General features: G+C 51.3%; 18 protein-coding genes and 1 pseudogene. 7 read left to right on the forward strand and 12 right to left on the reverse strand.

Translation table 11 applies throughout. The features are described 5' to 3' along the window. The first annotated feature begins 29 nt into the window (after nt 1-29). Complete coding sequence (locus JFC11_RS14605) at nt 30-3,935, forward strand: ATP-binding protein (protein WP_198349836.1); 3,906 nt, start codon at nt 30-32, stop codon at nt 3,933-3,935. 8 nt (nt 3,936-3,943) lie between these two features. Here the strand turns inward: JFC11_RS14605 and JFC11_RS14610 are convergent, their stop codons facing one another. From JFC11_RS14610 to queC, 4 genes are read right to left on the reverse strand one after another with little or no spacing between them, the layout of a single operon-like run. Beyond that, entirely contained in the window at nt 3,944-4,225 is a 282-nt protein-coding gene (locus JFC11_RS14610) for a YkgJ family cysteine cluster protein (protein WP_120387021.1), read from the reverse strand. Then, nucleotides 4,222-5,061, reverse strand: coding sequence for a 6-pyruvoyl trahydropterin synthase family protein (locus tag JFC11_RS14615; protein WP_038483809.1), 840 nt, complete (start codon nt 5,059-5,061; stop codon nt 4,222-4,224). Before JFC11_RS14615 ends, JFC11_RS14610 begins: the two co-directional genes overlap by 4 nt. Beyond that, entirely contained in the window at nt 5,061-5,705 is a 645-nt protein-coding gene (gene queE / locus JFC11_RS14620; protein ID WP_198349837.1) for a 7-carboxy-7-deazaguanine synthase, read from the reverse strand. Before queE ends, JFC11_RS14615 begins: the two co-directional genes overlap by 1 nt. Beyond that, nucleotides 5,705-6,415 (reverse strand): 7-cyano-7-deazaguanine synthase QueC, encoded by a 711-nt coding sequence (queC, locus tag JFC11_RS14625; protein ID WP_198349838.1) that lies wholly within the window; start codon nt 6,413-6,415, stop codon nt 5,705-5,707. The genes queE and queC overlap by 1 nt, the downstream gene beginning before the upstream one ends. 203 nt (nt 6,416-6,618) lie before the next feature. On the opposite strand from queC, the gene JFC11_RS14630 reads away from it, so the two are divergent. Then, on the forward strand, nt 6,619-7,035 hold the full coding sequence (locus JFC11_RS14630) for an SRPBCC family protein (RefSeq protein WP_038483816.1): 417 nt from the start codon (nt 6,619-6,621) through the stop codon (nt 7,033-7,035). Nucleotides 7,036-7,088: 53 nt separating this feature from the next. On the opposite strand, the gene JFC11_RS14635 is transcribed toward JFC11_RS14630, so the two are convergent. The 8 genes from JFC11_RS14635 to JFC11_RS14670 all read right to left on the reverse strand — a co-directional run bounded on the left by JFC11_RS14635 (nt 7,089) and on the right by JFC11_RS14670 (nt 15,602). Further along, nucleotides 7,089-7,328, reverse strand: coding sequence for a DUF2789 domain-containing protein (locus JFC11_RS14635; RefSeq protein ID WP_038483819.1), 240 nt, complete (start codon nt 7,326-7,328; stop codon nt 7,089-7,091). Nucleotides 7,329-7,417: 89 nt separating this feature from the next. Continuing rightward, nucleotides 7,418-8,488 (reverse strand): asparaginase, encoded by a 1,071-nt coding sequence (locus tag JFC11_RS14640; RefSeq protein WP_120387018.1) that lies wholly within the window; start codon nt 8,486-8,488, stop codon nt 7,418-7,420. A gap of 167 nt (nt 8,489-8,655) precedes the next feature. Continuing rightward, the gene (locus tag JFC11_RS14645; protein ID WP_198349839.1) at nt 8,656-9,855 is read right to left on the reverse strand and encodes an MFS transporter; all 1,200 of its coding nucleotides are present in this window, start codon (nt 9,853-9,855) and stop codon (nt 8,656-8,658) included. A gap of 8 nt (nt 9,856-9,863) precedes the next feature. Further along, complete coding sequence (locus JFC11_RS14650; protein ID WP_038483828.1) at nt 9,864-10,367, reverse strand: hypothetical protein; 504 nt, start codon at nt 10,365-10,367, stop codon at nt 9,864-9,866. Nucleotides 10,368-10,444: 77 nt separating this feature from the next. After that, a complete protein-coding gene (locus tag JFC11_RS14655; RefSeq protein ID WP_089038216.1) occupies nt 10,445-11,701 on the reverse strand; it encodes a DEAD/DEAH box helicase in 1,257 nt (418 codons plus the stop codon). 272 nt (nt 11,702-11,973) lie between these two features. Then, on the reverse strand, nt 11,974-12,567 hold the full coding sequence (locus JFC11_RS14660) for a PqiC family protein (RefSeq protein ID WP_038483834.1): 594 nt from the start codon (nt 12,565-12,567) through the stop codon (nt 11,974-11,976). A gap of 13 nt (nt 12,568-12,580) precedes the next feature. Continuing rightward, nucleotides 12,581-14,263 (reverse strand): intermembrane transport protein PqiB, encoded by a 1,683-nt coding sequence (pqiB, locus tag JFC11_RS14665; protein ID WP_198349840.1) that lies wholly within the window; start codon nt 14,261-14,263, stop codon nt 12,581-12,583. Next, nucleotides 14,256-15,602, reverse strand: a complete 1,347-nt coding sequence (locus JFC11_RS14670; protein ID WP_038486739.1) for a paraquat-inducible protein A — start codon at nt 15,600-15,602, stop codon at nt 14,256-14,258. The genes pqiB and JFC11_RS14670 overlap by 8 nt, the downstream gene beginning before the upstream one ends. Before the next feature lie 201 nt (nt 15,603-15,803). Here JFC11_RS14670 and JFC11_RS14675 point away from each other — a divergent pair, with 201 nt between their 5' ends. From JFC11_RS14675 to JFC11_RS14695, 5 genes and pseudogenes are all read left to right on the forward strand, one after another. Continuing rightward, nucleotides 15,804-16,778, forward strand: a complete 975-nt coding sequence (locus tag JFC11_RS14675; protein WP_120387013.1) for a calcium/sodium antiporter — start codon at nt 15,804-15,806, stop codon at nt 16,776-16,778. Nucleotides 16,779-16,993: 215 nt separating this feature from the next. Further along, nucleotides 16,994-17,197: pseudogene (locus JFC11_RS14680) on the forward strand (cytochrome ubiquinol oxidase subunit I); the annotation flags it as partial. A gap of 49 nt (nt 17,198-17,246) precedes the next feature. Continuing rightward, nucleotides 17,247-18,926, forward strand: a complete 1,680-nt coding sequence (cydD, locus tag JFC11_RS14685) for a thiol reductant ABC exporter subunit CydD (RefSeq protein WP_198349841.1) — start codon at nt 17,247-17,249, stop codon at nt 18,924-18,926. Then, entirely contained in the window at nt 18,923-20,650 is a 1,728-nt protein-coding gene (gene cydC, locus JFC11_RS14690; RefSeq protein ID WP_198349842.1) for a thiol reductant ABC exporter subunit CydC, read from the forward strand. Before cydD ends, cydC begins: the two co-directional genes overlap by 4 nt. 15 nt (nt 20,651-20,665) lie before the next feature. Further along, nucleotides 20,666-21,658 (forward strand): adenosine deaminase, encoded by a 993-nt coding sequence (locus JFC11_RS14695; protein WP_038483855.1) that lies wholly within the window; start codon nt 20,666-20,668, stop codon nt 21,656-21,658. The last annotated feature ends 286 nt before the right edge of the window (nt 21,659-21,944 follow it).

The following is a 21,944-nucleotide window of genomic DNA, read 5'->3' on the forward strand; positions in this document are numbered from 1 at the left end:
CCACCGCTAGTCTAGGTAGGATATGTATCATGCGCGATGCTCGTGAGACAGACCAACTGACCCTGTTTGGCCATTTCTCTTTATCACAAGGAGAAGATGTGCTGACGCACTTCAGTTATGACAAGGTAAAAGCGCTGCTCGTTTATTTGTTGCTGCACCGACAGCCGGTCAACCGAGCTTCCCTCGCAGAGTTACTTTGGCCAGACCAGGGGCTGTCATCGGGCAGAACCAACCTACGTCATGCGCTTCACTGTCTGCGTCAGTCGATGGGGGACAATGCCGAGCAAGTGTTGAACGTATCTCGCCAGACCATCGCTTTTCAGTTGCCCGCCCACTGGCGGGTTGACTTGCACGAATTACAGCAATTGTTGGAAGGCCCTCGAGATTTGGCGAACCTTGAAGAGGTGATGTCGTGTTATCAGGGGGATTTGATAGAAGAACTCCAGCTTGCCAACTGCAGCGAATTTCAGCGCTGGTTAGTTCAAGTACGAAACGAGTGGCGTCAGCGTGTTATCCGTTTCGCTGAGCAGGTGTTAGATGCCCACTCCGATGTACCTGACAATTTATTGGAAGGTTTAGTCAGCCGCTTTTCTGGCTACGGACCATTCCATGAGCGCCTAGTACGTCAGTTGGCTGAGCAAAATCAGATGGCGGCTGCCCATGAACAGTACAACAGCTATTTACAGTTGTTAGCACTTTCTGGGCAGCAGCCCGAACCGAGCTTTCTACAGTTAGCTAATTATTGGTCAGATGGTCACCATGATCCGCGTGTATTGAGCCCGCAAGGCGCTTTTTCGCGCGTGTTGGCCGCGGATAGTAAGCCTCTTCGCGAAGATGAAATTGAGCTGCGCCAGTTATCTGTGATGGCTATCCGGCTTAAGTTACAAGGTGATTGGCAAGATCGCGCGGCTACTCGGAACTGTTTGGCGCTTCAATTAGAGCTACTGCGCTGGTTAGAACAGCAGTGTCATCACTTGGGTGGCTTCTGGTTGCCGGGCGCAACAGGTGGGCTTGGCTTGGCCTGCTTTGGTACCCATGGTCCGGCTCATCAGTTGGCAGAGCTGGTTGCACTTTATGAACACTGCCGCCTGGCGTTGCCTTTAGAGTCCCAGCGTCACTGGGTCGGTGACGGTGATCCTCCAAAATTTGAGCTCGCCGCAGGTCTTAATAGCGGAAGAGTGGTTTATCTACCTGAACGTCAGCTAGCTGACCCGCTTGGCCAAGTAACCCAAGTATCACTGGAGTTAATGAGTGCCGCAGAAGGTAGCGAGTTGGTAATTTCTCAAGAAGCCAGCCAGCACATGCCGCCTGCACTTGATTTGCAACCGCGGTTGGTATCTCGCTTAGTGGCTAGCGATGGCCGCGTCCGCTTGAGAGCATTAGTGCTGGGAGTGAATGAGGGCGGTAGGGATGCGCTACCTCCCAGTTTAGTGGGTCGAGAAACATCACTACGCACGCTAAGAGACGCGTTGGCGAGGGCAGGCATTGGCTTGCGCCAGAGCGTGCTAGTACGTGGTGCATCCGGGATGGGTAAATCTGCGTTAATGGTGGGTTTTCGCCAGTTAGAACTGAGTCGTGATGCTGCCATTTGTTGGCAGCCAACGACGCGGCTATCGGTGCTAGAGCCCTACGGTGTCGCACGTACTCTACTCGCTTGGTATGTTGAAGCTACGCCAACTTGTGAAGCTGTTCGCCAACTGCAAGAAACGCTCTCCTTAGAGCCTCTGGAGGATGAACGTCAGCAACTGCTTGAAGAAGCGCTCGGTGTGCGTGATGTTCAAGAAGTTGCTCAGTTAACTCAGAATGGTGAGGCTATTGAGCTAGTTGTAAAGCTGTTACACCGCTTAATCGATCATCTGGCCAGTTCACGGACATTGGTACTAATGATTGATGATCTGCAATGGCTTGATGAACCTTCATTCAAGGTGTTGGCAGGGCTACAAGCTCGGTTGCCGATCAATACTGCCTTTATGCTGGTCGCCAGTCACCATGGCCGAGAGTCACTGCCGGTCAAATTGCACTGGGATCAGCAAATTACGCTTGGAAGGCTGGATGCGCAGCAGTCGTCTCGCTTGCTTTCTCAGTTATCCCGCCGGTATCGCATTCATTTAAGCCCGCGGCTACGCAATCAAATCATTGAGCGTTGCGACGGGGTGCCGCTGTATATGCAAGAGATTTGTCGGCGTTTAGATATGGATCGCCGCGAAGGTCGCAGTGTACAGTTTGATGAGCTGCCCAAAGGGCTATTAGGACTGCTGGCTAGCCGAATTGACCAGTTGGAAGGTGATCGGGAAATTGCCCACGTAGCGGCGGTATTAGGCAAGCGTTTCCGTCTTGATTTTCTGCAAGAGTGCAGTGGTTGGGAAAAGCTGCGGCTGTCCCAAGCAATTGAGCACATGCGTCAACTGGAAATTATCGAACCAGTGGATAAAGACGGGGGCGAGCAGGAGCATCAGTTTAGCCACCAACTGCTGCAAGAAGCCGCTTATCTTTCATGTCCTAGGGACGTGCGCGTTAAGCTTCATCAGCAGGTAGTCACGCTGATTGAAGAGCGCTTCCCTGTATGGATTAGCCGCCACCCAGGTGATTTTGCAACCCACCTACGCCGCAGTGGCCATTACGCCAGGGGCGCTCGTTACTTTGAACTGGCCGCACGGGAAGCCCTCAAGGTGAGTGCTAACCGTACGGCACTGCGCATGGCAGACTTCGGACTTGCTAGCCTGCGTCATGTGGATCATGAAGTTGAGCGCGAAGTGAGCCTGCTGACCGTGCGAGGCCAAGCGGCCTTCGCCTTAGAGGGACATGGTTCGCCCACTGCGCATGAGAGCTTCGTGCGTGCGAGGGAGTTGCTCCGCCAGTCGGGTGGCGCCGCCACGGAAGATCCCGAAGACCTTGAGCAAATATTTTTGGTTAAGTGGGGCTTATGGGTTGGCCGAAGTCAGCGCTATGCCCACGCCGATGCATTTGCGCTTGCCTCGACGCTGGCAGACATTGCTGGGCGTTTAGAAGATCCGCGCTACCAAAGGCTGGCAGATTATGCGCGGGCGCATTGCGAATACTGGGCTGGACGTATTCAGCAAGCGCATGACCATCTGGACGAAATTGACCCGCTCAATGCGCAAATGATGATTGAATGGCTGCCATTCTCTGATCACCCGCAAGTAACCGCGGCTTCTTTCCAAGGTTGGGCGCTCTGCTTGCGTGGTGACTACCAACGCGCAGAGCGGCATATCTCTTCCGCCATCCGATTGGCTGAAAAAATTGGCCATCCCGGTACGCTTGCCATGGCGTTGATGTTTTCCGCCGCTCTTTATCGGCAGCTTGGCCATGTACATCTAGCAGCACGACACGCTGAGCGTGCTGCTGCAATGACGGGTACGCCCGATTTGCAACTGTGGCAGATTTCTGCCCAGGGGATTCTTGGCTGGCAGCGAGCTCTTGCGGGCGATCAGGGGGGCTTGGTGCAGGTGCGGGACAGCCTGGATCAGATGGCAGAGCTGAATGGACGTGATCGCTATCAGCGTCCGGTCCTGTGGTACTCAGATGCGTGTATTGAGCTTGGCGAGTTAAAAGCGGCTGAAGATTATCTAGATCAGTGTCTGGTCATTGCCAAAGAGCGCACAACGCTCTTTTTACCTGAGTTGGCAACGCAGTTAGCTAAAGTGCGTGATTTGCTCGGCCACCCTGCTAATGAAGTGAAAGCGCTGGCTGAAATGGCCATTAATCAGGCCCGCGAGCATGGCAATCGCCATCAGGAGCTTGCAGCGCTCGAGCTTTGGTTGACGCGTATTGCACCAAACGACTTGCAGGCCAAAGAAGCATTTAGACGCTTATTAAGTGAAGTGAGCCATAGCGATGCGCCAGTGCTTGTTCGCTGGGTTAGCCTGCTTGATAGACGGTTGCCCCACGCGGTAAGTGTTGAAAACGAAACCTGATTGGGTGACTAACGGGTTGTTGATTCCAGCCAGTTAAGTGTGGCGAGCGCCTCTTCACGGTGTTCGCCACACACATCAGCATCATAGTCGAACCGCTCACACACGGCAGGACGACTAGGATCGCCAAATAACCTACATAGATTGTCATCACTTAACTGTGCGCATCGAACGCCCGCCGGTTTGCCATTTGGCATGCCGGGTATATAAGAGGTGATCGACGGTGCAATACAGCAAGCACCGCAGCCTGCTCGGCAGGCGGCGGTGTCTGTTGCGAAAACGTGACTACTCATGGCGAGGCTTCTGCCGTTGCGCCTTTATCAATTCCTTCAAATGCCTGAACCAGTGTTTTATGGCCGCTGTGCTCTGCAATACTCTTGGCAAGCCATAAAGCAATATTCTCGACGGTTGTCGGCTTGGGCAGTACACAGCAGCGTTCTTGAGGCAGCGTGATCGAAAATGTGCCTTGTGCAGACTGGTAACGGCAGGTCAGCTTTTCATCAATCTGGCTTTCAATGTCGGCCTTTTCAAGCAGATATCGATTATCCAGCCATGCTGCCCAGCGCTGCTCAAGCGCTGGCTGACGTGCCTGATGCTGCCAGATAAACAGGCGCGAGCGGTGGCCATGGGCAATCCGCTGACAGTTGCCGAGATGCCGTTTCAGTCCGTGAGTGTAGCCATAGGCAGCGCCGTCTATAGGCTCGTCACTAAGCGTTAGTGTGACACTGTGGACATTGGCTGGCCGTTGCTCTTGCTTTGTCAGCTGTGAGCTTAAATAGTGGGTGACACGCTCAACAGTGATGGTATCCCAGGGGAGCAAGGTAAATGCTTGGGCTGGCCCGCGAACTTCCATTTCGTAAGGAGTCGCTGTTCTAATGCAGATACCTTCAGCGCAGTCAGTAACCTTAATGCCGGGCGCGTTGATAGGTACGAGCAGCGTATGGTCTAGGCCACTATCGAGTGTGCGCTTTATCCACGGCTTTACTTCTCCAAAGTCAAAAAGCATACCGTCTTCGCCTAGCTCCCCATCCAGTTGAGCATCTACTTGCCAGCTACAGCCTACCAACCCTTTTGTAGGGCACCACAGTGAAACATCAATATGGCTGAGACGATTTACAAATAACGCCATTACTCAAATCCTGCAATTTTGTGCGTTTGAAGCGATAGCCGCCACTGGGGGTTAGCCATGCAATACTCGGTGGTTGCCTGAACCGTCGCGTGATTTTTCTGCGCTATGCCGTGGTCCATCGGCTGCAAAAAAAAGTGGTTGAAGTCCAAATTGGCGAATTGAGTGGGTGGCGCTGCAGATTGTGGGAAAACCAGCTTTAACTCATCGCCATGGGTGACCACCAGTGGATTAGTGCCCTTAGGGCTAACACATAGCCAATCAATTCCTGGTGGTGGTATGACCGTTCCATTCGTTTCAACGGCCACTTCAAATCCGTCGCTGTGTAGTAGCGTGATCAGCGGGGTATCAAGTTGGAGTAATGGCTCGCCGCCAGTGAATACCACGTAGGGCGTTGCTCTCCCCGCATGAACTGGCCAAAGGGCTTTAATGTGATCAGCGAGTTCACGTGGTGTGTTAAAGCGCCCACCGTTAATGCCATCCGTACCGACAAAATCGGTGTCGCAAAAGGAGCATTTTGCGCTGGCGCGATCGATTTCACGCCCAGACCACAAATTGCAGCCGCTAAAGCGGCAAAATACGCTGGCGCGGCCTGCCTGTGCACCTTCGCCCTGCAAGGTATAAAAGGCTTCTTTGACGTGATACATCAGCCGGTAACCTGTGCAGGGGTAGATTCATACGCCAGTGGGTCTGAAGTATTGTTGGCTGCGAACGCCGCCAGCCGTTCACGGCAACTGCCACACTTGCCGCAAGCCAGTGGGCGTCCTTCATAGCAGGTCCAGGTATCACGGTAGTTCAAGCCCATTGCTAAGCCATCGCGTAAGATATCGGCTTTGCTCGCTGCTAGATAAGGTGCATGCAGCGTTATCGGTTCAAAATTAGCGATGCCAGCGACCTGATTCATTGCGTGAACAAATTCAGGGCGGCAGTCAGGGTAGAGAATATGATCGCCGCCGTGGGCGCCGTAATCGACACGCCCCGCCCCGATATTAACTGCCTTAGCAATGGCTAACGAAAGCAGAATCATATTGCGGTTAGGGACAACGGTGGTAGTGAGGTTATCAGCAGCGTAGTCACCCTCAGGCATTGATATATCTGGGTTGGTCAGCGCTGAGTTATCAATTAAACCGTGAATAGCACGTATATCAACGACTTGATGGGGAATATTGTGCTGCTTACAAACTGCTTTCGCTATGTCCAGTTCTTTGGCGTGGCGTTGGCCATAATCAAATGAGAGCGCATGAACCTCGAGCCCTTCTTTAATTGCGCGGTGAAGAACGGTATAGGAGTCCATGCCGCCGGAATAAATCACAACGGTAGATGACGCGTCTGCGCCAGAGGTAGGGGGTAACGACATAATAATTACTCATTGGCCGGAGAATTTATTGAGTGCTTTAGCGTCGCGCTAAATGAGATTCCGGGGTCCGGTCCGGAAGGACGGCAGTTTACGCAATGCGGGCTTGCCTGGCCAGTGGTAGCGGCAATTGGTACCATTTTCCGTTCGGTATGTGCATGGGTCAACATGCTAAGCTAATCCTTCTAGTCGTAAGGGATGAATCCATGGCCACCATAGAACATAGCGAAATTATTAATGCTCAGCCTGAAAGGGTGTTTGAACTGCTGAGTCGAGTTGAAGATTTTGCTGACTATTCTGATCTGATTAGATCAATTGATACCTTAGGCGATAACCGTTATCGCTGGCATGTCCACGCGGTGGGTATGGATTGGTCATTTGATGTGGCAGTAACCGAGATCAAGCCACCTTATGTGCTGGCATGGGAATCATTGGAAGGCGTTAAAAATCAAGGTCGTTATCAATTGCGTGAAGTGCCGGAGGGGACAGAGGTATCACTTACGCTGAGTTATGAAATCCGTAATCGATTGGTGGAAAAAGCGGTGAACCGTGCTGCAAAGCCATTAGTGGGAAAAGTGAGCAGGCAAATTCTTGAGCGCGTTGAAGCTCGCCTCAATAGTTAATGGCTACATTGGCGCCGTTAGTGAGCGGCGCGCAAAGAGACGTTTAACAGCAATCAAGCTCGTTTGTGCATCGAGGCATCAAGGTGGTCGACAACTTCGGCCCAGTCAGCATCATCTTCCACGGCCTCACGAAGAAAATCAGCTTGGCCTTCGTTCCAGCAGGGAGCCTCTGCGAGTGGCATTTCTTTAGGTAGGGGGGAGTGGCGCTGAATAAAGTGCTCAATGGATTCTGCATCCGAGCGTAGCCCGAGCTGTTCAAATAGCTCGCTAAAATGGTGTACAGGCCGTTCCATACGCTGCTTTCCTTTTTGGTTATTAACGTATGTTTAAACATAGCGTGTATAAGTGACTACGCCAGTGCGAATTGATCGACGTGCGGCGTTTAGCGCTCGCCGACAAGTGACGTTAAAAATCGCTGGCGTCGAATGTCCATGGAAAGGGGTTGAGCCAATAGGTGAACGAGTTTGGTGAAAGCGGCTTCCGGCGTCATGTTATCTCCAGACAGTAAGCCCGCTTCTGCTAGGCCATGGCCCGCTGCGTACTCGCCCATATGAATGCTGCCCTGGGGGCACTGGCTAATCGCGGCCAGCAGTTTTCCTTCGCCACTGGCGTTAGCAATGACATCAATGAGTGCAGGGTCGTTGGGTATATTACCTGCTCCCCAAAGCTGCAGTAGAGCCCCCTTTACGCGCGAATCACCGAGCAGAGCTTCCAATTGCCAAGGCGATATGCCGGGCCACAATGCTAGTCTGATAACGGCGCCATCGGAGACGGCTTGATAGTCTGAAAGCTCAAAGCGGGGCGCGCCGCGTTGTTGAAATCCTAAACCTCGACTTGGGTAATAAATGAAGTCTTCGCCAACGCGTTCACCGATACAGGGATAGCTTGGTGAGATAAATGCATCTAAGGATTCTGTATGCTGTTTAATCGCTCGTGAACCCCTCAGAAGGCGATTTGAAAAGTAGATCGCCACCTCCTGTAATTCAACGTTTGCAGCAAACCTTAATGCTCCGTAAAGGTTGCCGATCGCATCGCTATCAATCATTTCAAGAGGATGCATAGAGCCTGTTAATACAACCGGGCGGTCAATCCCCTGTAGCTGATAGGCAAGACTCGACGCGGTCCAGCTTAGGGTATCTGTGCCGTGGATAACGACAAATCCACGGTAGTTGGCTAAGTGGGCTGCAATATCGTTGGCAATCTGTTGCCAAGTCAGCGGCGTCGCTGCACTTGAGTCGATCAATGACGCATAACTAAGCACGTCATAAGCGGGAAGGGCATGTTGGTGCAGTATAGGAAGCTGGCTTAGTGCGTCTGCCATGCGATCTTGAAAGTTCCCCCCTGGGGCTAGTCCCTTTACATTTGGCTGCATGCCAATGGTGCCGCCAGTATAGATGACCAGTACACGCTCTTGAGTGGGGGCGGCGTTTGCCAGGGGAGAAGTGATGCTCATAGCCGTTTCCTGAATTGGGCGAATCTAAAGGGGTGCTTCTCAATCGTAGCGTCTAGGTACTTGTGTCTAAGTACTTGTGCCTAAGTGCCTGTGCTTAAGTGTCCGTGGCTCAGTATGCTATTGAAGCAGGTGCTGCAAACTGAGGCAGGTATTGCCATGTGCGACTGCTAACCGCGATGTACTAACAACTCACCACTATGATCGTCTAATTGGCGGTTACGCCCAGCCAATAAGGCAAATCCGCAACAAATAACAATTAGCAGAATAAGCAGCCATGCTATGTGGTCTAACTCTGCTCCGGCTTGCAGCATTAGACCAACCCCAAATGGGCCTAGCGCTGCCAACGTATAGCCGCCACCCTGTACTAAGCCAGAAAGCTGCCCCGCAAGACGTGAGTTAGCCGTTCGTAACACCAGCAGACTGAGCGCTAAGCTAAAGCTGCCGCCTTGTCCAATGCCCAGAAGTACCGCGCCGGGCCACTTCCAGGCTAATGGCGCAATAAGCAACATCCAAAGCCCTAGTGCGGTGCTAAAAAGGACTAGCAGTAAGGCAGGGCGTTGGTCGTGGGTTAAGCGGGCTAGCCAAGGTGCGCCCAGTGCTGAAACTAGCTGACACATGATTGAGATGGCCATTGTCCAGCCGGCCGCAGCTTCATCATAACCTCTGTAGACTAATAAGGTGGGCAGCCAACCAAACACAATGTAAGCCATGGAAGACTGAATGCCCATGAACAGCATGACATGCCACGTGAGTGGTTTACGCATTAATTGGGCGAGCGAAGCAGAGGTTCTTGGGTTGAGCGGGGTGTGTTGAGCCGTTGGCATGCTGATCATCCATAGTGCCAGGGATACTAATGCTAACAGTGACCAGCTCATTAGACTCAACTGCCAGCTGCCTAACCATTGCATTAGCGGAACACTAAGACCAGCGCCTAATGCACCGCCGAAACATAACGCCATGGTGTATAAACCAGTCAGCAGATCGGCGCTGTGGGGCAGCTCTCGTTTAACAAGCGCTGGTAGAAGGGTGCCTGCAAGGCCAATCGCACTGCCTGCCATTGCGGAGCCAATAAAAAGTGCGCCAGGCACTGGCATGCCTCTTAAGATTAAACCGCAGGTTAATAAAAGCAGTGCACTACTCAGGGCCCGTTCGCTGCCCAACTGTTTAGCCAATAGGGGAGCAAGTGGGGCTGACAAGCCTAAAAAAAGCACGGGTAATGTGGTTAAAATGCCCGCTGATGCAGGGCTTAATCCCGCAGTTTCTTGCAGTCGGGAAAGCAGAGGCGCAACTGATGACATAGCAGGGCGTAAATTAAGCCCTACTACGAACATCAGAACAATAAAGGTGTATGTGCGACGAGAAGCCATGCTGGCATTTACTTGAGGTGGGGGCGTAAGTCGCCGCGTACCGCATCAAGCAGGGTAATGAAATGATAATCTTGCTGCGTGTCTAAGCAGTCTACGCGCACCTCGGTACGCATCCCCTTATCAATATTCAGCTTGTCGTAGATTTCGAGGGTTAATTTACGTGCAGGTTTATCCCCAGGCGTAATAATGCCGTCTTCCAGCGTAAAGGTTTCAAGTAACGTTACCCGTACTCGCGTGCTGCTCTCTTCGCTAAGTACCCGTCGTACAAATAACCATCCTTCACAGGGTAGCGATTCGTTATCATTACGTTCACGTAAGAAAAGAGTGCGATAACAAGCGCCCTCTGTAGAGGCTTTTTCTGCCATGCTGCGATACGCTTGCAGTACCTGCCCAGCCGATGCTCGGGCATCCTCTAGCCGCTGTGAAATACCTTGGTGCTCACGGCTTAGTTGCTCCTGGCGTTGAAAGGTAAGCCACTGGCGGTAATCGTTAATAAGTTGAGACGACGCCATAATCACTCCATGAATAAGTTAAGCTGTACCAGCGGAATACGCGAAGCGATAACCTTCGCATATTCCTAAGCAAAGGGCTAGCGACGGGCGCGACGACGACGTTCACCGCCAGTATTGGCTGCTTGTCCTTCCGGTTTACGCTTGGCGCGGGGCTGCTTCTGACCACGGCGGCCATTTTCAATCGGCTCGGGCTTAGCGTTGGGATCAGGTTCAAAACCGGGTTCGATACGTTTAGGCAGGTTTTGCTTGATAAGACGCTCAATCCCACTCAGCAAACCGTGTTCGTCGACACATACGAGCGAAACTGCTTCTCCATCGCTGCCCGCTCGGCCGGTACGTCCAATACGGTGAACATAGTCCTCTGCCACATTGGGTAAGTCGAAATTAACGACATGGGGAAGTTCGTTGATATCTAGCCCGCGAGCGGCAATGTCAGTGGCGACAAGTACCTGCAAATCACCGCTTTTGAAAGCACCAAGAGCACGTGTTCTAGCCCCTTGGCTCTTATTGCCATGGATGGCCATGGCAGGTATGTCTTGCTTAGAAAGCTGCTCTGCTAAGCGGTTTGCGCCATGTTTGGTGCGTGTGAAAACGAGTACCTGAAACCAGCCATGCTGCTGAATTAAATGGGCCAGCAGCTCGCGTTTTTTATCACGATCTACTCGGTAAATGGTTTGCTCAATTTTTTCAGCGGTCGTGTTGCGAGGTGCGACTTCTATTAACGCGGGATTGTTGAGCAACTGTTGCGCCAATAATTGTATGTCGTTGGAGAATGTTGCAGAGAACAGCAGATTTTGACGCTGTTTTGGCACTAAACGCAATAGGCGCTTGATATCATGGATGAATCCCATGTCGAGCATGCGGTCAGCTTCGTCGAGCACCAGGATTTCGACGGCCGATAGATCCACGTGGCCCTGCTGATGCAAGTCTAGTAGCCGACCTGGCGTGGCGACCAATACATCAAGCCCCGCTTTGAGTGCATCCACTTGTGGCTGTTGGCCAACACCGCCGAAAATAATATGCGAGCGTAAAGAGAGGTGCTTGCCGTAAGCGGTTACGCTTTCGCCTACCTGGGCAGCAAGCTCGCGCGTAGGCGTGAGCACTAACGCGCGTACTTGGCGTTTGCCGGGACGTTTTCCATTCGCTAACCGCTGTAACATGGGTAACGTAAAGCCAGCGGTTTTGCCTGTGCCAGTTTGGGCACTGGCGAGCATGTCGCGACCTTCAAGTACAACGGGGATAGCTTTTTGTTGAATAGGGGTAGGCTGCGTATAGCCCTGCGCGGTAACCGCGCGTAGTAAATCGTCGTGCAGACCAAGTTCAGAAAAGCTCATGCGTTCTCCGCAATCGCTTAGTAAGTGACGTCGCTTGGCGCCGTCGTTACTGAGCGTAATGTTCAAAAAGCGAGGATGGTACACCTTCGCGGCAGCGAAGTTTGCCAGATAAAGCACGATGCCGCGATGGTCATTTTTTTGCCGATCAAGACGGTGAAATAGACATTGGCTCGAATCGGGGGTGACGTGGTGATGCTGATAGATGACCCCTTTAGTATATCATGGATACTTCATTTCAGCGTTTAACATAGCGGTTGGATGCCTTACTGATGTCACATCTGAAAATAATTTCCTTCGCGGATCTCATTGGCGATTTGCAGGGCCACCTTATCCCAACTTTCGCCAAGTGAGCGAACGAGAGCAGGGTAGCCGTCCTGCTGTAGCTCGGTCTCTGCAGAAAAACTTTTTAGCGCAAGTAGGTTATTATCCGCGCCGCGTAACTGCCATTGGCCACTGGTGACCGCTCGCCCATCGTGCCGCCCCTGAAATTGATCAACTTCAAGTAGTAATGTGAGCGCTTCAGGTGCATTGCCATCAGCATGAACGACCTGAATGGACGCGAGCTCTTGGGATAGTTGAGCACGCAATGCACGTTCTAATTGGCGTCCAATACTTTCCGCCCATTGGTGTTCTCGGGCTTCATTTAGGGTGATGTCATCAAGCTGCATGACGATACCGTCCACATCTAGATAGTGTGCTAAACGTGGTGATCGCACCTGCAGTGTGCCAATCGGCTGGCTTGGTGAACTCACTGCATTTTCGCTTGGTAGCATGTAGCGAGAGGGTGGTGTGACACTGCTAGCGCAAGCGCTTAGCAGAATGCAAAGGCCAAATAGTGATAAATAGCGGACTGCCTTACAGCGCATAGTAAGCTCCTTCTTAGCGTGGTGCGCGAGGCACGGGATCTTGAGTATCCAGGTTGTCGAATAAAAGCGCTCTTGGGTTTTCATTTAATGTGCGAGTAAGTGGTTGTAAGTCGCGCATTAAGCGATCCAGCCGTTGAATAGCCGTTGTTAAATCCTGATAGGCTGGAGATGATGGCGATACACCTTGCAAGGTGTTACGTAGCTCCTCAAGAGTCGCATTTACGTTTCCGCCCACTGCCTGAGTATCGGGATCATTCAGCAACTGGTTGATGGAAGTGCTTACTTGGCGTATCTCGTTGAGCACACTTTCAGATGCTTGTAAGTTTCGGTCTAAACCTGCAAGTAATGGCTCAACTTCAAGCGCGTTTAATTTCTCAAGCAGGCTGGTTATCTGCGCTTGGATCTGTGCAAAGCCGCCAGCGACGGTAGGGAATACTGTCCGCTCGGAGAACGTTTCGGCGACATATTCATCAGCCAAGTCGCGTTGAAAATTAAGATCAACGAAAAGTGCACCCGTTAATAGGCTGCCATTTTTGAGTGATGCACGCAGCCCTAAGCCGAAAAGGCGCTTAAAGCGCGAGTCCCACTGTTCTATGTCGATGTCGGCATTCTCAATGCCCAGTCGCTGAGGCTCGATTCGAATCAGCACCGGGATGGCAAACTGAGAACGTGAGTCGGGCTGTGGAGCGGTAAAATTCCAGGGCACCGACGCAACCGTACCGATTCTTACTCCGCGAAATTCGACGGGCGCACCTTTCGATAACCCGCGAACGGTATCATCAACCAATAGCACGTACTCTAAATACTGATTGAAGGTTCCTTCCCGGGCAGTATTTTCATCCGCATAGAGATTAAAGCGTGCATTGGGCTCTACGGGTTGCCCCATCGGCAAGTCTTCTGGCACGCCAAACGTAACGCCACCTCCCAGTAACGCTTCAAGAGACTCCACGTTGACACGTACACCATCAGCATCTAGTTGAAAATCAACACCGCTCGATGTCCAAAATCGAGTGCTATCCGTTACCAACTGGCCGTAGGGTTCTTCAATAAATACTTGGTGGTGCATTGTGCGAGATTCCGCGTCAAACCGAGTATCTTCAACTCGTCCTACGGTATAGCCCTGGTAAGAAACAGGGTCGCCTATACGAAGTGAGTTACCCAGTTGACTGACTAAGCTGATTTGCAAACCAGCCTGCCCAGCTGGGGCAACCGGTGGTGTATCACTTACCGTAAACTCGCGCTCAGGTTCATCAGACTTACCTGCCTCTAGCTGAATATAGGCACCCGACAATACCGTGCCCAGCCCGCTAATGCCCTCGCGGCCGATGCGCGGCTTTACCACCCAGAATCGGCTATCTTCCCTAAGCATAGCTTCCGCTTCTGGTTGGATGCGGGCGGTCATAACGGCGTGGGAAAGATCATCAGATAAGCGAACGTTTTGGACTCTGCCTATTTCAACATTGCGGCTGCGAATAAGCGTGCTGCCCGCTTCGATACCTTCCGCGCTGTCCATTGTTAGTGTAACGAGCGTGCCTCGGCTGGCGTAGTTGTCGTAGACAAGCCACAGTCCGATCACAACAGCAACGATTGGCACGATCCAAATCGGAGAGAGCCGTGTTTGCGGTGATGACTTCGCACGATGTAAATCGTTGTTGTCGTTGGTATCGGCTTTATTTGGTGTTGAATCATTAGCCATCAACAGTTTCCTTGGTGGCCGTTTTACGGCGTGTAGAGCGAGGAGTTGGTGTGTCCCAAATTAAGCGCGGATCAAACGTCATGGCTGCTAACATTGTGAACACAACGACGGCGGCAAACGCGAGCGCTGCCGGCCCTGGTGTAATTGACATTAACGACCCCGCGCGAATCAGAGCTACTAATATTGAAACCACAAATACGTCAACCATCGACCACCGGCCTATAAATTCAGTCAGCCGATAAAGTCGAGTTCGGCTTTGTGCGTTTAGCTCGTTGCTATGCTTTATAACCATACAGAGCCAAATCAATGCGACTAGCTTGCCAACGGGAACAATAACGCTCGCTACAAAGATAACCACGGCCACGGGCCAGGAGCCCATTTGAACCAGTTGGACAACCCCGCCAATGATCGTTGAGGGTGATGAGTGCCCTAAGCTAGTCGTGGTCATAATAGGGTATACATTAGCAGGGATATACATCACCGCTGCTGCAAAAAGCAGTGCCCAGGTGCGTTGTAGGCTGTGTGGTAATCGTGGGTGGAGCTTTTCTTGGCACCGCCGACAGTGCCCCGTGCCATGCTCGCTAAGGCGATTAATTAGGCCGCAAGTTGGGCAGCCGGTTACTCCCTGGCTTGCTGCTGTCGTTCCTGTAAGAGTGCCTTCTGGCGCGAGGGGTTCTTTCTCTAAAGAGAACCACATCCAATCTGAATCAATGGATTGTGTCGTTAACAGTAAGAGGATGGCAAATACACTGAATGCCCAAAAGGAGATGCCTAATTCAACTTGTGCCATGCCAGCTATTTTTATCAAACTCACCAGTGCCCCAACGATGAAGACATCCGCCATCATCCATGGGTTAAGCCTCGCTAGTGAACGAGCGATGTCCCGACTAAACGGCATTGGATGGCCGCGAAGTAAGCCAAACTGAAGCCAGATCACGCCGATTAGATAAATAGCGGGCAGCACAACAATGGTCATAATGACAGCGATAGCGACAACAGGCTGATGAAAAGAGATGAGCGTAGTGGCTGTCTGTGAAAGTTCTATACGATTACCAATGCCGCTGATGCTAAAGCTCACAAACGGAAATGACACTGCTGCAAGTAGTGCTATCAAGGATGAAAGCGCTAGCGCCATGCTTCTCTGAGCAGGATAACGATGTCGCTTTACCAGCACATGTGAACAGCGTGGGCAGGATGCTTTCTCTCCGGAGCCGAGCGGAGGAAGTGCAGAAACCCAGTCACACTCGTGACAGGCGCGTAAGCGTCTACGCTGGGCGCGTGTTTCGGGAGGATGGCAGTCGACCTGTGGTGAGTTCACCTGCAAAGAAGGTCGTTTAATAAACTGAAAATGAGGCAACAGCAAATTCTCAATACGTTGAGGAATCCAAATTAGTACGGTGGGCAGATACTACTGTCAAATCGAGATTTATCTTCGCCCCGCCAAAACAGCACTTGACCTAACCAACTAGTTAGACAAGGATGCCTCGGCAATGGTGCCTAATGATAGTGCCTAACATTACGTTATTAAGGAAATGAAATAATGTTGCTCCCTTTTTTGGCTGTAGTTTTGGGATTGGTGCTTCTCGTATGGAGCGCCGAGAAATTTATCGATGGTGCTGCAGCTACCTCTAGGTGGTTAGGGCTATCGCCTCTATTAATTGGCATGCTGGTTATTGGTTTTGGCACCTCTGCACCAGAAATGATGGTGTCAGTGTTGGCGGCCATGCAAGGAAATCCTGGTTTAGCGGTAGGTAACGCATATGGTTCAAATATCGCTAATATTGGCCTTGTTTTAGGTTTTGTCGCGTTACTAGCTCCTTTAGCGGTGCACTCCGGTGTGATCCGCAAGGAGATGCCACTGTTGATAGGTGTCATGCTTCTGACGGGTTATATGCTTTATGACGGTTGGATTTCTCGTGGAGAAGCAGTCTTACTGCTAGGCGCGTTGGCGCTCTTTATCGGGGTTAGTATTGTTCGTTCACGAGGGCAGCAAGATGATCCGCTAGTGGGTGAAGTTTCAGAAGCGCTGGATAGTAAAGCCATGTCCCGTGGCAAGGCGCTTATGTGGACGTTAGTTGGACTAGTTTTGTTAATCGCTAGCTCGCGCATCTTAGTGTGGGGGGCGGTCGAAATAGCGGTGGCTTTTGGGGTTAGTGACTTAATTATTGGCTTAACCGTCGTAGCAATAGGAACGTCCTTACCAGAGCTTGCTTCCTCTATCAGCGCTTTACGGCGCAAAGAGCATGATATGGTGCTGGGTAATGTCGTAGGCTCTAACCTGTTTAACAGTTTGGCTGTGGTAGGTCTTGCAGGCCTTATTACACCCATTGAAGTAGGGCGCGAAGTGCTAATTCGTGACTGGAGCGTCATGACTTTTATGACCCTCATGATGGTGTTCTTTGCTTTCTCTTGGCGGGGTCGCCCACGGCGTATAAACCGTATCGAGGGTGGCGTGCTGCTCTCTATGTTCATTGCTTACACTGGCTACATGGTTAGCATCGTCGTGATGTCCTAACTGCGTCAATGCGACACAGTTTTGAAGAAGCGCTAGTAGTGTATAACGTTTGTCACAGCATCAAATGACAACACATTCGAATCTCAGGCTTAGTTGCTGTGTTGCTGCATCGTGCCTAGAGCCCATGCTCATTGCTAAAGTGCAGCACCAGTAAGGCTTAACTAAGCTTGTGTGGCCCCGCAGTGGGATGCTTATCCAGGTCTTAGGAGAGTGTGATGGAGCTTGCCCTCTGCGTGCTATCGCGAATTCAGTTCGCCTTTGTGGAATATTTCCATGCAATTTTTCCAGTTTTTACTATCGGGCTGGTCTCCTATATAGCATTACTCCATGGGCTTTTCTTTAAAACCCAAAACCCAGCTTGGGACCGTCTTTCGCTATTTTGGACAAAGGTGTGTGCAGTTGTCTTTAGCTTGGATGTATCCATTGCTGGCAAGGCGCGACCATCAAGTGCGGAGTGCCACTAACCTTATGGCTACCTCTCAATCAGATCAGGTAATACCCTTAACTTCACGCTCATGGTTGAAATCTCTTGCTCGGCGTGAGCACAAAAAGCTCACGCTAGCCGCAATAGGTGGCGTGCTTGCAGGGGGGCTTACGGTTTTACTAGTGGTGGGGCTTGCATGGTGCATTGATCAGCTTGTAATTCATGGTCGCTCACCGGCATCACTGACAGTTTTTTTCTTGGGGTTGGTGGCAGTGGTACTGTGTCGCTCACTACTTCAAGCAATGCAAGAAGCCAGTAGTGCAGAGGCAAGTCTTCGTATTCGCCAGCATGCGCGAGAGGAGTTGCTAAATAAGGTGGCGATGCTTGGGCCCGTTTGGCTTACTCGCCAACAGAGTGGGGCGATAGCGAATCAGGCGGTAGAGCATATTGACGCGTTAGACGGTTATTTCGCGCGTTTTTATCCTCAGATGAGGATTGTCGTCGCCTTACCGCTACTTATCCTTTGCATTGCTGGATGGCTGGACTACCTCGTGGCCATTTTTTTATTGCTTTCAGCACCACTTATCCCGCTATTTATGGCGTTGGTAGGCATGGGCGCTGAGCGTTTGAATCGTGATCAATTCATGGCCGTGTCGCGTTTGTCGGCTCACTTTGTAGACCGAGTTAGAGGGATGACGACGCTCCAGCTGTTTGGCCATACCAAGTCAGCACAAAAAGATGTTTGGTATGCCACTGATGACTATCGACGACTAAGTATGCGCACGCTGCGTCTAGCGTTTCTATCATCAGCGGTGCTTGAGTTTTTTGCATCCGTGGCGATTGCAGTTGTGGCCATGTATGTCGGTTTTGGTCTACTTGGTTATATCGACTATGGGCCATCCTCTTCTCTAACCCTCTTCACTGGGCTAGCCGTTTTATTGCTGGCACCAGAGTTTTTTCAGCCTCTACGAACGCTATCCCAGCACTATCATGACCGCGCAGCAGCATTAGGGGCAGCTGAAAGTATCGTGGCAATACTCAACGAGTCAGATCTGGTCCCTTCAGCCACGTCAGTGCCTCATCCGGAGAATGCAGTTATTGAGTTTTGCGGGGCTAGTGTTGGATATGAGGGGCGTGCCACGGTCTTGTCCAACCTGAACGCTACCATCCGGCGTGGTGACGTGGTTGCTATTACCGGTGAATCAGGTAGCGGTAAATCATCCATCCTAGCCTTAATGGCTGGTTTTATGATGCCTAGCAGCGGTGAGTGCCGGTATCGCCACAGTGGTCAGGTCGCCTGGCTGGATCAAACGCCTTGCATTATTCAGGGAAGTCTTGCCGATAACCTGCGCTTAGCCGCTCCTGAGGCTGACCAAGCGTCAATGGTACGAGCACTGCAACGGGCAGGGCTGGGTGAGTTGTTATCCCAGCTACCTAATGGTCTGGAAAGTCTGGTAGGCGAGCGTGGTGTCGGACTGTCTGGTGGCCAAGCGCAACGTCTTACGCTGGCGCGTGTCTACCTTAGCGAGGCGCAACTGGTTTTGTTAGACGAACCGACGGCAAGCCTAGACGCTATCACTGAGAAGGCTGTCATTCAGGCACTGTTGGATTGGGCAAAGGAAGGCCGTACGCTAGTTATTGCAACGCATCACTCTGCGGTGGTGGCTGTTGCTAATCGCCATTTTACTTGTGAAGCTGGCCAGCTTATTGAGGCGACGGTATGAGTCAGTTTTATCGCGATATGAAACCCTGGCTGCTCATAATGCTGCGCCGTCGTCAGCGCTTTTTTATAGGTGCATTATTAGCGTTGGTGACGCTCCTGGCAGGTCTTGCACTGTTAGGGCTTTCTGGTTGGTTTATTACCGCGTGTGCGTTGGCTGGCATAGCGTTGGCAGCTGGGTTGCCCGTTACTTTGGATATTTATGTTCCCGGTGGCGGTATTCGTTTTTTTGCACTGCTGCGAACGGTGGCGCGTTACGCGGAGCGTCTTTACAACCACAATACCGTACTGACATTGTTAGCTGATTTGCGCTACCGCGTGTTTGGGGATTTAACAAGGTTGGATGAAGCAACCCTTAAGCGCCGCCGCGCGAGTGAATGGCTAAGTCGCTTAACGTCGGATATTGATACGCTTGACAACTTGTATCTGCGCTTGCTTATCCCTCCGTTAGTTGGGCTATTGAGCATCTTTGTTATATCTGGCTTTATCGCTATTTGGGTGCCAGTGTTGGGTGGTTTGATAGCCGCTGTGTTGAGCGTACTATGGTTTGTAGTGACGCTTGGTTATGCATGGTTGGGGTTTGGTAATAGCCACCAGCAAGTTAGCGACCAAGAAGAGTTACGCCGTCTAGTGCTTGATCAAGTACAAGCGTCGGCTGAGCTAATGAGTTACCAGACCAACCCTTGGTACCGTACACGGATTAATCAACACGAAGGCCAGGCGCTAAGTAATCAGCGTCAGCTTGCTTATAAGTCGGCCATTGGCAATGCGTTAGTATTAGCGGTGACCGGTATGTTGTTGGTGGGCGTATTATGGCTGGGCAGCTTCATTGTAGAGGCTGGTCACGTGTCGGGGCCTATCATTGTTATGGTGGTTATCGCTGTGCTGGGTATAAATGAAGTATTCACTACGCTGCCTAACGCCTTTCTAAAAGTCGGTGCTAGCTATGGCGCTGCTCGGAGATTAAATGCACTGAGCAGCATAATGAATGAGGCGCCGTCGTTGGCCTTGCCTGATGCTTCTCACGGGCATTCAGTGGCGTTTAAGAATGTTTCTTTTCGTTATCCCGCAACAGCCTATTCGGTGCTGTCTGAGACTTCATTTACCTTGCCTGCCGGAGAGCGAGCAGTAGTGACAGGTATCTCAGGGGTAGGCAAGTCAACGTTGGCTAACCTTGTTATGGGTAGAATATCGCCTTCAGAGGGGCAGGTTTGCGTTGCCAACTGTGCGCCTTCTAACGTTACTGTGGAAAGCCGTGCCAAGAATTTTGCTTTGCTCACGCAGCAGATTGATCTTTTTGATGGATCGTTAGCGGCGAATCTGCGTATCGCGAACCCTGAGGCAAGCGATGATCAACTGTGGGAAGCTCTCTCTCAAGTTGCCCTAAAGGATTGGGTAAAGCAGCAACCAAATCAGCTTATGACCCAAGTCGGCGAAAAGGGGCAGCAGCTCTCAGGAGGGCAATCACGTAGAGTGGCATTGGCTCGTATTTTCTTGCGTGATCCAGCAGTCGTGCTTTTGGACGAGCCCTTTGCCGGTGTGGATGCCTTCACCGCTATGCATATTGCTAAATCTCTTGATCATTGGCTCACTGGTCGAACAGCGATCTATTTTATTCACCAAGTAGAATGCCCGTCGTTGCTGCCTGGCGTTAACTATCACTGGCGACTTGCTGGGGGGAAGTTAAATACGGATACTCTTGATAATGTTGGAAATAATTTATCCTAATGACAGGAGTTTCGTATGCATGAATTTCTTCTTCAGCTGCCTAAGGTAGAGCTTCATTTGCATATCGAAGGTTCACTAGAGCCTGAGTTAATGTTTGAGCTTGCCAAGCGAAATGGTATTGAGCTTCCTTATGCTACGGTTAAAGAGGCAAAAGCAGCTTACGAGTTCGATGACCTACAGGGGTTCCTAAATCTTTATTACCAAGGCATGAACGTGCTGCGTACAGAGCAGGATTTTTATGACTTGGCGATGGATTATTTCAAGCGTGCTCGTGGGGAAGGGGTAGTGCACATTGATATGCATTTTGACCCTCAGGCCCATCTCCAGCGTGGTATTCCTCTTGACGTTGTGATGGCGGGATTGCTTCATGCGAAAGAAGAGGCAGAGGCAACGCTTGATCTGTCTGTTGGTGTGATTATGGCTTTTTTGCGTGATCGTCCGGCTGAAGAAGCGCTCAGCGTGCTTGAAAACGCTGCTCCATACTGGAAGTTTTTAGATGCAATTGGTTTAGACAGCGCAGAGCGTGATAATCCCCCGGTAAAGTTCCAGGCACTGTTTGCGCGAGCCAAAGAACTTGGCTTGGTGCGTGTTGCCCATGCAGGAGAGGAAGGGCCTGCTGAATATATTGCTGAAGCACTGGATCTTCTCGATGTTCAGCGAATTGACCATGGGGTTCGCTGCCTCGAAAGTGACGCAGTGGTTAAACGGCTCAGGGAGCGTCAAATCGTACTAACGGTTTGCCCGCTGTCTAATGTCAGTCTGAAAGTGGTTGATGATCTTCGAGATCACCCTCTTCCCCAGTTATTGAAAGAAAACCTTAAGGTGACAATTAGCTCAGACGACCCGGCTTATTTTGGAGGTGGGTTGCTGACAAATCATGTTGCCTGTGCTGAAGCATTTGGCTGGGGTGCGGAGGTGTTCCGCATGCTGAACCGTAATGCAATCGAAGAAGCGTTTGTTGATGAGTCACGTCGCCAAGAACTTTTGCAACGTCTTGAGTTGGTATGAAAGAAGCGCCGACCTCGTGTTGATAATGGCTTATGTAAATCGCTTCCCATTTCACTGTCGGCCAGCATAGGTTTGGTCGCTGCCCGTAATGAAGTTCCTACTAGACAAACGGTATTCTCAAGTAGTCGCATATCTTCTTTCTAGGTGGTCATTCAACAAGATAAAAAAGTGTTGACGAATAAATAGAAATGAGTAGAATACGCCCCACATCGAACGGCAACGCCATTCGATAGCTCTTTAACAATTTGATCAGGTAATTCATGTGGGCGCTTGCCGATGAGGGTGA

The organism is Vreelandella alkaliphila, from assembly GCF_016107625.1.
GTDB classification, from domain to species: Bacteria; Pseudomonadota; Gammaproteobacteria; order Pseudomonadales; family Halomonadaceae; genus Vreelandella; species Vreelandella alkaliphila.